13 protein-coding genes and 2 pseudogenes are annotated in these 12,934 nt (G+C 43.9%); 4 read left to right on the forward strand and 11 right to left on the reverse strand.

The window, feature by feature from the left end; genetic code table 11:
• The first annotated feature begins 15 nt into the window (after positions 1–15).
• Complete coding sequence (locus N8M53_RS07740) at positions 16–393, forward strand: response regulator (RefSeq protein WP_269578357.1); 378 nt, start codon at positions 16–18, stop codon at positions 391–393.
• Between the two features lie 2 nt (positions 394–395).
• Positions 396–2,177: a bifunctional diguanylate cyclase/phosphodiesterase gene (locus tag N8M53_RS07745; RefSeq protein ID WP_269578358.1), complete on the forward strand. Its 1,782-nt coding sequence runs from the start codon at positions 396–398 to the stop codon at positions 2,175–2,177.
• A gap of 41 nt (positions 2,178–2,218) precedes the next feature.
• Here N8M53_RS07745 and N8M53_RS07750 read toward each other — a convergent pair.
• The 6 genes and pseudogenes from N8M53_RS07750 to N8M53_RS07775 all read right to left on the reverse strand — a co-directional run.
• Positions 2,219–2,422: pseudogene (locus N8M53_RS07750) on the reverse strand (hypothetical protein); the annotation flags it as partial.
• Positions 2,423–2,449: 27 nt separating this feature from the next.
• Complete coding sequence (yegD, locus tag N8M53_RS07755) at positions 2,450–3,802, reverse strand: molecular chaperone (RefSeq protein ID WP_269578359.1); 1,353 nt, start codon at positions 3,800–3,802, stop codon at positions 2,450–2,452.
• 175 nt (positions 3,803–3,977) lie between these two features.
• The gene (locus N8M53_RS07760) at positions 3,978–4,196 is read right to left on the reverse strand and encodes a DUF6500 family protein (RefSeq protein ID WP_269578360.1); all 219 of its coding nucleotides are present in this window, start codon (positions 4,194–4,196) and stop codon (positions 3,978–3,980) included.
• A gap of 17 nt (positions 4,197–4,213) precedes the next feature.
• Positions 4,214–4,726 carry a methylated-DNA--[protein]-cysteine S-methyltransferase gene (locus N8M53_RS07765; RefSeq protein ID WP_269578361.1) on the reverse strand — a complete coding sequence of 171 codons (513 nt, stop codon included), beginning with the start codon at positions 4,724–4,726 and terminating at the stop codon, positions 4,214–4,216.
• A gap of 117 nt (positions 4,727–4,843) precedes the next feature.
• Complete coding sequence (locus N8M53_RS07770; protein ID WP_269578362.1) at positions 4,844–5,371, reverse strand: GNAT family N-acetyltransferase; 528 nt, start codon at positions 5,369–5,371, stop codon at positions 4,844–4,846.
• A 427-nt stretch (positions 5,372–5,798) separates the two neighbouring features.
• Positions 5,799–6,377 (reverse strand): hypothetical protein, encoded by a 579-nt coding sequence (locus N8M53_RS07775; RefSeq protein ID WP_269578363.1) that lies wholly within the window; start codon positions 6,375–6,377, stop codon positions 5,799–5,801.
• A gap of 294 nt (positions 6,378–6,671) precedes the next feature.
• Here N8M53_RS07775 and N8M53_RS07780 point away from each other — a divergent pair.
• A pseudogene (locus tag N8M53_RS07780) lies at positions 6,672–6,794 on the forward strand (IS110 family transposase); the annotation flags it as partial.
• Positions 6,795–6,823: 29 nt separating this feature from the next.
• Here the strand turns inward: N8M53_RS07780 and N8M53_RS07785 are convergent.
• Positions 6,824–7,756 carry a hypothetical protein gene (locus N8M53_RS07785; protein ID WP_269578364.1) on the reverse strand — a complete coding sequence of 311 codons (933 nt, stop codon included), beginning with the start codon at positions 7,754–7,756 and terminating at the stop codon, positions 6,824–6,826.
• Positions 7,757–7,973: 217 nt separating this feature from the next.
• On the opposite strand from N8M53_RS07785, the gene N8M53_RS07790 reads away from it, so the two are divergent.
• Entirely contained in the window at positions 7,974–9,017 is a 1,044-nt protein-coding gene (locus N8M53_RS07790; RefSeq protein WP_269578365.1) for an IS110 family transposase, read from the forward strand.
• A gap of 470 nt (positions 9,018–9,487) precedes the next feature.
• On the opposite strand, the gene N8M53_RS07795 is transcribed toward N8M53_RS07790, so the two are convergent.
• From N8M53_RS07795 to N8M53_RS07810, 4 genes are all read right to left on the reverse strand, one after another.
• The gene (locus N8M53_RS07795) at positions 9,488–10,546 is read right to left on the reverse strand and encodes a YaaC family protein (protein WP_269578366.1); all 1,059 of its coding nucleotides are present in this window, start codon (positions 10,544–10,546) and stop codon (positions 9,488–9,490) included.
• A gap of 131 nt (positions 10,547–10,677) precedes the next feature.
• A complete protein-coding gene (locus N8M53_RS07800) occupies positions 10,678–11,565 on the reverse strand; it encodes an IS3 family transposase (RefSeq protein WP_269578367.1) in 888 nt (295 codons plus the stop codon).
• Entirely contained in the window at positions 11,517–11,852 is a 336-nt protein-coding gene (locus tag N8M53_RS07805; RefSeq protein ID WP_269578368.1) for a transposase, read from the reverse strand. The genes N8M53_RS07800 and N8M53_RS07805 overlap by 49 nt, the downstream gene beginning before the upstream one ends.
• Positions 11,853–11,923: 71 nt before the next feature.
• Positions 11,924–12,832, reverse strand: coding sequence for a hypothetical protein (locus N8M53_RS07810; protein ID WP_269578369.1), 909 nt, complete (start codon positions 12,830–12,832; stop codon positions 11,924–11,926).
• Positions 12,833–12,934: the final 102 nt, after the last annotated feature.

Raw genomic sequence — 12,934 nt, forward strand, 5'->3', positions numbered from 1 at the left:
CAAGAGGTATGTGAGGTGACCAATAAAAGCGCAGCGTCATTAACTGTTTTTTTGTGCGTGAAATCACCGGGCAACCGAAAAGTGTTGGCCGCTTCTCTTGAAGAGGCCGGTTACCATTGTCGTCCTTTAATTAACGAAGCCGACATGGAGGCGGCAGCGGCGATTGGCGGTAAAAAGTTAGCCCTAGTCGATACCAGCGGCTTTGGTAGCAATGTATGGCGCTTATGCGAAAAGCTACAGCAGATGAACACCGCGTTTATTGTTCTCTCTCCACAGGAAATGCTGACAAGTTCCAGCCAAGCCACTCAATATGGCGCGGTCAGCATCATACAAAAACCTGTCGCCAAAAAGGCCTTAATGCAGCTCGTTGCTGGTTTCACGGGTGAGGAGTAAAGATGACCGGTACGGTGAGAACATTCCCAACAATGGTAAGCCCCGAAAAGAAAGCAAAACGCACAGATGATGGGTTCCAACGTATTCAGGGGGCCAAAATATTGTTGGCTATCCATAACCCTAACAATTTAGCGTTACTGCGAGACCAATTGAACAGCGACTTTCAGCTTTATGAAAGCCCCAGTGATATAGGTCATATCGATTTCGACCTCGCTATTATCGATACCCAATCATACGAACAGTACCAGCACGCATTACAGGACAAGAAGGATCGGTGCGAGCCCACACTGCTACCTGTGATGCTGATGCTTCCTAAACGTGACCTCAAACACAACCTTCGTCCCTATTTAGCACTGGTTGACGAGTTCATTACCATGCCCGTTGACAAGGTCGAGTTTATGGAGCGGGTCGTCATGCTACTAAGGGCGCGTTTTTTAGCCGTCGATCAGCGCGATAAACTCTATTATCTCGCCACCCATGACAGAGTCACCGGCCTAGCTAACGAGCAGCGGTGCCTTGAGCATGTTACCGACACCATTCTCGCAGCGTCTGTGTTAAATAAAACGGTTTATGTAATTGTTTTTTCAATCAATCTAGAGCAGGTTTTTAAGTCTTTCGGGCACTCAGGTCTCGATCAATCCGCAGTGATATGCTCTCAACGAGCGCTTAACACCCTCACCGAACACGATAAACTCTTCCGCCTGACCACAGATACTTGGTGCCTAGTGACAACCCCTAGCCACAATAACTTGACGCATACGTTATTCGTATGCCAACAACTGGTTAATGCCATGAATGAACCGGTTCGTATCGAGCATGATCTGATCCATTTAGACACGGCTATTGGTGTCAGTAGCTACCCAGACGATGCGGTCAATACACGCCAAGTCTTGGATGCCGCCATTAACGCCATTGATCCAACACAGACAAGTGTCCCAAATTTCTATTCTAAAGGGCTCCAAAAGGATGCTCTACGCTATATTCGAACCGAAACACTGTTGCGACAAGCTATTGGCAAAGAGCAATTTGAACTTTGGTATCAACCGCAAATAGATTTCGCCTCTGGAGAGGTAAAAAGTGTTGAGGCGTTAGTTCGGTGGCGGTTGCCTAATGGTAACCTCGTCTCACCAGGGGATTTCATTCCGATAGCAGAGAAAACCGGGCTCATTACACAAATCGACCGGTGGGTGATCATGGAAGCGTGTGAAACCATGGCACGCTGGAAAGAGCAGGCGCTCTCTATTGAGCGCGTGGCGGTCAACGTCACGGCATGCGATGTAGAAGAGGATGATTTTGTTAGCTTTATTGATGATATTCTGAAAAAAAATCACATTCCCCCTCCTAACTTAGAGCTAGAAATCACAGAAGGTGTGTTTTTTCATTCAAAGTCACAGAACCTCGAGAAGCTCAGCCTCCTCCGTAAGCGCGGGATCAGCATCGCGGTTGACGATTTTGGCACAGGTTATTCCTCGCTAAGTTACTTGCACACGTTGCCGATCTCGACGCTCAAGATCGATCGCTCATTCATCAACAGCATCTTAACCAGTGAAAACGACGTTGCCATCACTGAGAGCATTCTCTGGCTAGCAAAAACCTTTAAGCTGCAGACGGTTGCTGAAGGGATCGAGACTGTTGAACAGGCCGGGTATTTGAAAAAGCTGGGCGTCAATATTGCCCAGGGCTTTTATTACGCCAAGCCCATGCCGGAAGCGCAATTTTTAGTCTGGCTGGCTAATCATCAAAACGCTGAGCGTGTTGAACAACGACAAAGCGAAATATCATAAGTGGCACCACCACCGGCGGTTGATAGCCGCCCCCCTCTCGATTACAGCGCCCCAGCAAGCCTTGTTAGGTAGGCTTTAGCTAATTCACGTTGCCCACGGCTCAGCCATTTAATGCAATCAAACAGCTCCCAAATCAGCCCTTCGTCACCGCTGGTGTAAACAGGAAAGTTCTCGTGCTTAGGGGCTGGCTCATCCGTCACTCGCGCTGGGACGATGTCTGCTTCATCAAATAAAACAACAAAGGGCTGCGCGGAGCGCAACGGCTGTTGGGCTTACTTAAAGCAAACTTCCGCCCAGCGTGCTAGGCCTGCGGTGACTGAGCCAAAGTAGTCGCCACTCACCACAGGAATGTTCGGCAGCTCTGCTTGTACAGCCTCCCGCAAGAAGGGCGAACGCGCCGAGCCGCCTGTCATAAAAATCACGTCAGGCTTTACACCGGCCTGAGCGACCACATCGTGAACTAAGGCGATCATCTTACGTTTGGGCGCCTCAATCGCATCAATCATGTTATCGCGCGATATATCAACGTCCACGCGCTCGGAGAATAGTTGAATACCCGCTCGGTATGCGGCTTGATCCGACAACGCAATCTTTGCCTCTTCCGCACGACGGACAATGTTGTAACCCAGTGACTCGTGATACACCTCCAGCAAACGGGCCAGTTTATGTGGCTCTTGCGCTTGCTTGTGCAGCCCTTTGAGCACCGCCAAATTTTCAAACGTATAAAAATCGTTTTGCGCTTGTACATTGTTAATCGCGATAGGGTTGGAAAACTGCGTAATCGGCATTTCAATACCAGATTCCATCTTGCTGCCCATCCCAAACGGGAACATCATTTGTTTGAATGCCAACGCAATATCTAAGTCATTGCCGCCAATACGCTGGCCTTTGTGCGCTAACAAACTTGCACTACGATCGCGACTACCGCGCCATGATGGCCCCATCTCAATCAACGAACAGTCTGTGGTTCCCCCACCGATATCGACCACCAGAACGATTTGATCTTCGCTCAGCGTCGCTTCATAGTCCAGACCGGCAGCGACCGGTTCAAACTGAAATTCAATCTGTTTAAAGCCCGCCCGCTTAGCCGCATTGAGCAAAATAGCTTCGGCTTGGCGGTTTGCCGTCTCGCCTCCACGACCTTGAAAGTTGATCGGCCGACCGATCACCGCATCATCAATACGCTGTTGGGTTTGGTGTTCGGCGTGCGTTTTGATGTTATCCATCATTGCGCATACGAGGTCTTCAAAAAACCGAAGCTGGGCATCACGTAAACCTGACGCGCCAAGGAAAGATTTAGGCGATTTCACGTAGTACATATCGCGCGGATCATCGAGATAGCGGTCGAGCGCCGCTTGACCAAACGCCATGTCCTCCGCCTCAAGTTCAATGCTTTCCTCTTGGTTTACATGAATGGCGCGGCGCAACATCTGCTCGCCAATCGTATCTAGCGGCTTGATGCCCCGATGACGAAACAGATACTCAGACACAGATTCGCGCGTAGGTGCGGCAAGGGAGGAAGGAATAAACGTGCTGTCCCCTTCTAGACGCAACAGCGTCGGCTGACCGTTTTCAATCTTCGCCACCGAACAATTGGCTGTACCATAGTCAAAGCCGATATACATAAATGCCTCTCACCGCAGAAAAAGTCGGCAATGCTACCTCAACCGTGGCGGGATTTCTAACATCCGTGAGCCCAAGCCAGTCCGGCTGTCTAGGCCAGTACCCCGCTACCCACTGCCATCTTGGTGAACCTGAATTACACCTTGTCGGAAAAATAGGCCATGATTTCTACAGTCGTCATAAATTATTTTTGACCATCTCTTTGATGATCCTTGCCTTAACAAAATGATCTAACTGATGGGTCTGTATCCACCAGGTTGCGGCTTCCATCAACTGCTCTGGATCGTCATTTTTGTTTTTGAAGAACGCATAAAATGACACACCGACATTCTCACCTTTCGCTTTGATCTTTTGTTCACATACCGCCAGGATTTTCGCTCTCAGCTCCGCTCTCATACGCCCCTACTCTATCCTTAAATGAATAAGTTCTGCTCTAATTCTAAAAGGCGCTTTTTCAGTGACAGACCGCCACCATAGCCAATAAGCTCCCCTTGGGTGCCGATAACCCTGTGGCAAGGAATGATAATCGCCAACCCATTTGCCCCATTAGCATTGCCAACCGCACGTACTGCGGCTTCATTACCAATCGATACTGCCAACTCTTGATACGTTACCCTGTCACCGTATTCAATGTTGCTTAATGCATTCCATACCGACCGTTGGAAATCGGTACCCGCCAAGAGTAAAGGCAAATCGAAAGTTTTTCGCTCACCCAAAAAATATTCCTCGAGTTGAGCTTGAGTAGCCGCTAAAACATCATCGCTCTTTTCTACAAAATCAGCGTTAAGAATCCGTTTAATGCGCTCATCAACAGCACTTCTCATCTTGCGATATCGGAAGTCACACAAGCAAAGCTTACCTTGATACGAACCAAGGATAAATTCGGCATAAGGATGTTTATAATACTGGATATTTATTGTATGCATTATGTTCTCTTGTGAGTTATTCATCCTTGGAATACATAAGAATGAACAACCCCCTACTTTTTATGATCTTTTCTTCGTGTCCAGTAAAACGGACCAAGTCCAGAATTACTCTTAAATTTATTGCCAGTTGCGTTCTAGCCACTCTGAACGCAGTATCCCATATTTAACTGAATCGTAGTACTTGCCCTCGTAGTAACGAACTTTTCGCAATCTAGCTTCTTGTTGGAAGCCTAATTTCAATGCTAGCGACATCATGCGAGGATTACCCGACCAGGTTGTCATACCAACACGCTCAATTTCTTTAGTGTTAAATAAGTACGAAACCCAGAGAGGAGTTGCTAGTGCTGCTATACCCTTCCCCCAATATGCAGAATCGTAAATGATGATACCAGCTTCAAGCCAGCGAGTTTCTTCACACTCCCAGTAACAATTTACTGTCCCAACAGGTACATTATCTACAGTGATTACCTGTAAGTCTGAACCATTTAATAATCTTTGGAATGAAGATTTCTCAAACTGTTCTAGTGATGGATGTGAGTAAGGAAAGTAAGGGCCATTAAACTGTGTCCATTCATCATTTGAAATAACCAAAGAATGGAGAGATTCCAGTTCGTCTTCCTTGGCTGGTCTTATATCTACTTTCATCTTTTCCTTAATCCTTACCGATTCTTTGTAACAAACTAACGAATGACATAATTCCTTCTCTTGATGCTCGGCCATACTTAGGTGCGGCCTTTACTTTAATACCCGAGGTAACCATGTCTACTCAATTCTTTTTCGGCGTTGATCTCGCCAAGTACCACTTTTATCTTCACGCGGTGGATGACCACGGAAAAGTCATTCTCTATAACTCGTTCCCACGCTCCTGCGTGGGAACGGGAAGTAATGTCTAATGGCCCTGTCATATGATTGGCAGGCAGCGGTGAGACCGCAGTAATGGTGTTTGCCGTAAGCAATGACTTAATGGCGGAAATAACAGAAAGAAGTAGACGACTTTGTTGTTCAAGAGCATTGGCTGCTGCGCAGCCAAAAAAATGCTATTGCCTATTGACCGGAGAAGGGCTCATATGTGTTATGCAGTTAATTCCCTATAACGTCTAGCTATACGATTAATAAAATATTCACTCTTAGCATATGTCAATAATGGAATTAATTCCTGTTTAACATCATGCCAAAGTAAGCGACCTGAAGATAATAATTCAGCTTTTTCATCGTTTAAAACCCAAGGTGTCACTTTTACTCTTCTTTCAGCACACAATTCAATGACATTGCGTGCTACTCGAATACCGCCACCTCCTCCTTCAAAAGCCATTTCCCCTTTTTGGGAAACAAACCATTCTCCGGTATTTTGACACTCAACAACCAGTGTAATTAGGTGATAGTGGGTGGTTGGTGAATCTTCAACGATTGCATGAACGACTGGTTTTTCGACATAGTTCAATATGTCCTTAAAACCATTTTTTATATGAAACGTCTCAAAGATCTTAGGATGTTGTTCAGCACTATGTAGTGAGTCATCGAATTGTTGCTCATCATTGCTAGGTTCTGGTGGTTCTGAATTCAGCTTATTGCTACCCCAAAACGCTTCGATAAGTTTAGTCGCTAAATTTCCTGTGACCCCTGTAGCTACGCCGCAAACAAAATCAAACATTTTCTACTCCTTTACTCTTATATTCAGCGAGTTAGGGAACCCTAATATAATTCTAAAGAATGACAATGTAAAACTAACTGCATAACGAATGACATGGATCCCCCTCTTGAAGATCTGCCACACTTAGGTGCGGCCTTTAGCTCCGCAAGTAACCATGCCTACTCAGTTCTTTTTCAGCGTTGTTCTCGCCAAGCATCACTTTTCTCTTCACGCGGTGGACGAACACGGAAACGACATTCCCATACATCTCTTTCACACGTTAAGTTATTAAACATTCAAAGCGGCGCATCCTGATTGGTTGCCACCGGAAAGTCGAAAAAAGTCGCCATTATTGCCTGTGTGCGTAAGATGGTAGTGATCTTAAATTCGATGCTCAGAGACGACGTGATGTGGGATAAAAATCTCGCTAAATTTTAGCGATTGACGACATACTCGTTTGTTATAAACTAGCACTCGATGAAGTGATCTTTGTTATCTATATACATCTCTATATTCTCAAATACCCATTGCGTCTTTGAGTTCTCATTGCGACCACTACGTTTTCTTTCACGAGGCTTCCAGCGTCCGAAAAATATATATTCTTTTGATGGATCTATGTACTTAAGCAATGAACTATTTTTTAAAATAATTTGTGGAATTGGCTTCTTAATTACTCCATTTTTATCAGGTTCCACAAATGGAGAATTTAGCTCTACTACGTGAAAAGGGAACTTCTCATTCATTGGTTTTCTTAGTTCATGAATATGCCCAGAAATGGCAAGAGGCATAGTGTATTCACCAACTTTATAGTGCTTTACAAAGTTATGAAGGTTCTCGTGATCAAAGTAGAAACGTTCCCAACTAACTTTCTTGCCCCTATAGTTAAGCGTTACTAAACTTTTCAGCTCTTTGTTATCTTCACATAGTGCTCTCAACTGAAGTATTTGCTTCAATGTTTTCAGATAGTTGGTTAGTTTACCTTTGTTGGAGTATTTCTTATCAGACTCTCCCGAAGAACCCCAAGCCTTTCCTTTGTTTTCTATCTCAGGTTTAGACAACTCCCAGAGTGCTTTAAGAAGAATATGAAGTCGAAACTCATATTTTGATTTCTCAATTGCGGAAAAGACAGCAGAGTCAGATGATTTAGCTATGATGTTGAGCTGACCACCAATGTTATACTTACATTTTGCACTATGTTCTTCATTTCTTTTTAATCGAAAACATGGTGCTATTTCTACAGTTTTAGTGGCGTATTTTCGATCATGCCTTTTCACAAATGATAACTGTGCACTACAACTAGGAGATGCACAAAATAGAGCCCCATAGGGCTTATTCTCATAATCAGTTGCAGCTACACGATTGCCAGATCCTAGCCTAGCTTCAGGGATTTTACTTCCCATCGAAAATCTCCTCTTGTTTATAACGCCCAATTAAGGGGTGAAAAACGCCTCCACTCAAACCTAAAATATTGTACCATAAACACTAAAACTGAAGTAGAAGCAAAAGTGCCGAGCGTTGTGAATCCCTCTTAAATTGCTTGATACTCATTGAGCCTTCTCCTCCAGCTTAACCAGCAGGCTAAGCTGGAAGGCGACAAATCCAGAAAGGAGAGACTCAATGAGATTGTATAACCAACAGCACGATTATTACTGCGGCATCGATCTGCATGCGCGCATTCTTTACGTCTGTATCATTGATTCTGCGGGTAACACCGTGGTTCATAAGAAAGTTGACGCCAACCCTGACGCACTCTTAGACATTCTTGCGCCCTTTCAAGACCACATTGTTGTCAGCGTCGAGTGTATGCATTGCTGGTATTGGGTTAGTGACCTTTGTCTTGATTACGCCTTTGATTTTGTGCTCGGCCATGCCTTGTACATGAAAGCCATTCACGGCGGCAAAACCAAAAACGACCGCATTGATTCCTATAAGATTGCTTCTCTTCTCAGGGGCGGTAACTTTCCGCTGGCTTATGTCTATCCAAAAACGATGAGGGCCACTCGCGATTTGCTTCGCCGCCGAACTAAAATCATGCGTCACGGCGCTGATTTGAAAGCCCATGTCTCCAACACCTTTAGTCAGTACAATCATCCTGCACCTAACCTCCAACTGCGCTATCCCTGCGCCAGAGAAGAGGTTCGCAACCGCTTCAACGAACCAGCAATAAACCGCAATCTCGATATCGATTTGAACGTGATTGCCTTCTACACCAAAGAGCTGGCAAGCGTTGAACACTTCATCGAGCAAAATGCCAAACAACATAACCCGCAAGATTACCAACTGCTACAAACTATCCCTGGCATTGGCCGCATTCTGGCACTGACTATCTTGTATGAAATTGGCAACATCCAACGTTTTCCAACTGTCCAACAGTTCGCGTCTTATTCTCGACTGATTAAATGCAAAGCCGAATCTGCGGGAAAACAATACGGGACCAATGGCAACAAAATCGGTAACGCACACCTTAAATGGGCGTTCTCTGAAGCGGCGGTGCTTTATCTTCGCGGCAATGAAAAAGCCAGGAAATACCTAAACAGATTACAAAAGCGAATGAGTAAAGCCAAAGCACTCTCTGCACTCGCCCACAAGCTGGGACGCTGCGTTTACTTCATGTTGAGGAACAAAACCGTGTTTGACGAACACAAGTTCTTACCCGAGTAAGTCGCACAATGGGGTGAGCTGAACGTCTAACTGGTGCTGAGAAGGAGCACGCTGCTGACTGAGTTCACTGGGCATTAAGCCCCAATGGTCTGCTGTGCCAATGGTTGTCCAAGCCCCTTTGCTTTGATTAGCCGCCCCATTGTTGCGCACACAAGCGAACAACAAAGTTGCTTACACCCAAACTGAGCCTGAAGATAACTGGAAAACAAACGTTTAGCCTTCTTTTTGAATAGCGCCTGCTTGGGTTAACCGAATAATGTCTAATGGCCCTGTCACATGATCGGCAGGCAGCGGTGAGACCGCAGTAAGAGACCTTCTATATGTGTTTGCCGTAAGCAATGACTTAATGGCGGAAATGACAGAACGAAGTAGACGACTTTGCTGTTCGAGAGCATTGGCTGCTGCGCAGCCAAAAAAATGCTATTGCCTATTGACCGGAGAAGGGCTCATATGTGTTAGGTGTGCAAAACTCACATCATGCGGCCTACTGAGCCATAGGTAAATGTTTCGTTAAAGATCTGGTTGAGGATAAAATTGGGGAACCTACTTTTGGCAATCGACACAAAAAGATTGACTAGAGAAATTGAACCATCCTTTTCTCCAGATATAACTTGCCCCCAAAACTCTTGCTTATAACGAACAATATCGCCAAGAATAAACATTGCGATGTAGTCACACAGCTCTTGAGGAACATAAAGACGTTGAGATTCACCATCATTCTCGGTCTCCAGTCCTGACACCAAATACCTCCCACCGGGTATCGCATAATAAATGTGCATATATTTAGGTAGAGTTTGGAGCGATGGCTTACTTACAACCCTTAAAGCTTGAGAATGAAGGATATCATCCAGAACTTCAAAATCGCTTTGAATAAAACCAAACGATTTTAAAAATAACTCTTTATCTGTTGTTTGCGGGTTTATTTCAATATGAAACGGTTCTTGCGTAAAATTATGACCATACAGAGGGAAAAAGCCTGGTGGCTCAGAATAAAACCTTGAATAAACATCCCCTATTTCTGGATTAGTTCTAAATAACTCTTTCAGTTTTATTACTGAGTTTTTAGGTAATGAACTGCCACAAACCACCTTGAAAAGTTCGTTCACAACACCATCATTTGTAACTGCAAACTCCTTATCAACACTCCACTGATGATGATCCTCAACATAGTCTTTTAGTTCATTTGTAATAGGTCGAGTAAAAAGCCCATGATATTTGATGTCACCTAATAAAAGATTGGGGTCGTTAGCCACGACGGTCGCCTTAGCCAAAGAAAGCATACCGTAAAAATATAATAGTGGACTAGTTACAATGCTTACATTCTGAGCGGATTGGAAATATTCATCAGCCTGCTTAATTGAATATGCTATTTGTCTTGACTTTCTCTCAGCCAATTCTCCTTCTGGAAGAACGAGTTCCCGATTTGACCTCATTTTCCCGGTTAATAGCGACTCTACATTTTTTGGAGCTTGAAGAAATCTTAAATGATTCCACATCGACTCATAAGGTTGATTTGTCCATGTATACATTTTTATGTACCTCCTTTTTACACATAACGCCCAATTAACGGGCTAAAAATAGCTGGTTATAATGTTGAACGGAGTGAAAACAACCAGCTTTTTTTAGTGATGTTGATCCACTTTAACGGACACGTCTTTCGTTAAGTACATTGTTTTTCAAACGCTATCGGCGACATATAGCCAATGCTACTGTATAACCGTGTTCGATTATAAAAGTACTGAATATATTTTCTGAGCTTCTCTCGTAAGTGCCTTAAGTTAGCAATCGGTGCATCTTTGATTAACTCGCCCTTAAGCGATTTAAAGAACGACTCGACTTCTGCATTATCCGTGCATTTCCCTGGCCGATTCATGCTCTGCTCAATACCGTGTTCCGCCAGTAAATGTCGCACCCTATCCGCACAATACTCGCGCCCTCTGTCGGTATGAAATAGCAGCCCCCGTTTAGGCTTTCGGCTAGCGAGTGCTTTAACGATAGTGAACATCGTCAAGTTTGAATCGAGTCTGTCGCTGAGCGCCCAGCTAAGTACCTTTTTTGAGTAAACATCAATCACTACTGCTAAGTAGCCCCATCGGTTTCCTACTTTTATGTAGGTAACATCCGCAGTCCATTGTTGATTGATTTTGCTCGCCTTTTCTTGTTCTAAGCGTCGATTGACGAGTCCTTTAAAGAACGTCCGACTCTTTTGCCGACGACGGTAAACACTGTCCACTCTCGCCTTTAAACCTGCTTCTCGCATCAAGCGGGCCACACGCTTACGACTCACTGCGAGACCTTTTGCCTTCAACGCCGCATGGATTTTAGGACTCCCATATCTGCCTTCGCTTTTACGGTAGATGAACGCTATCTCTGCGCCTAGCTCACTATCTGCGCGCGCATGTCCTGACTGTCCGCGGCTTAGCCAATCATAATAGCCACTACGAGACACAGAAAGATGCCTACACAGCTTTTTTACTGAGTAAACATCACTATATTGCTTTACGAATCGGTAGGCTTGCGCCTTTGTTCTGCTTGAAAGCGTTGCCACTTTTTTAAGATATCGTTCTCCTCTTCAAGCTCTGTGATCCGTCGCTTGAGTGCCGATAACTCATCCTTCACCTTGTCTGGCTTCACTTTATTTTTTTGGGACTTGACCATACCAAACTCTCCATCTCGATACGCTTTACGCCATTTCGATAGCATGAATGGATGGATATCAATCGCCTCTGCAACCGACTTCACTGTTCGATGCGTTTCATAGCTCCATTCAACCGCTTTCAGTTTGAAGTCTAGTGAATATTGCGCTGTCTTTTTACCCGTTTTATAGGCTGGCATACTGACCTCCTCAGGTCGTCGATGCGTGTCCAGTAAAACGGATCAAGTCCATAGTCCTGTTGAATTACTTGTTAGGTTTTTATTTCAAAAATTTCTGCATTCGCATAATTATTATCAATAACCTTAACACCTACAACTAGGCTTATAGATTCTTCGCTTGTTAACGATTTAGCCAATAAACTCAAATCGTCATCGCTATCGGAATGTTTATATAATTTTGCAGTAAATTTGCGGTTGTTCTTTAGGTCAGTGACCCCTACTGAGTAATGGCGATCATAGCCTCTCAATGAGGTAACTTTAAACTCGCTTTCAACAATATCTTTTTCGTATTTATTTTTATCTTTTTCTGCGATTCTATTAATTTCATTCTTACCGAGTTCAATATCACCTAGTTTTATTGAGTCAGCATCAGAAGCTGCAGATATTATTTTTCTAAATGTGCTATGTAATTGACCTGAAGTATCTTTTAATTGCGGTAAAGCTTCTATTGCTTTCTGGAGGGTCTTCTGTTTTTCAATTTCAATTTCTTTAATGTTATCCATATGGTTGCCAATGACAAAAGCACCTGAAATGGCTAATGAAATAAAACAAAGTGTTATCGCTGTAATTTTTTGCGTACTAGGTTTTGCCATTGATTCACCAAGTTTATTCAATAAACCAGTAGCATCTGCTTTTATGTCAGTGCTTCCTTTTACAATACTATAAACAAGCTCTATTTCATGTTTATCTGCTTTTTTTAGGAACCTAGCGTCTCCATCATAAACAGTTTCACCATAAAAACTGTTTAAATTTCTCTGAATAAATGAAAGCTTTTCTAATAAGCTAGCTGGGAGGGTAGAAGAATATCTATCACCTTTGATATTAATAGATATATTTGGCCAATTTTGAAATTCTAAATAATTATCATATTTATCCGAATCTAAAATTTCGCTTAGCAGCTTCCAAGCATCGTCTTCACTTTTAATTACAACTGATTGCATCAAATATCCTTAAGGGTAACTCCAAAAACCTAACGCCCGCAACACCGGACAATTTGGAGCGCAGCGGAAAACTGGTCCGCGTGATTGCGCTTGTTAAATGAT

The sequence above is a fragment of the Salinivibrio kushneri genome (genome assembly GCF_027286325.1).
Lineage (GTDB): Bacteria > Pseudomonadota > Gammaproteobacteria > Enterobacterales > Vibrionaceae > Salinivibrio > Salinivibrio kushneri_A.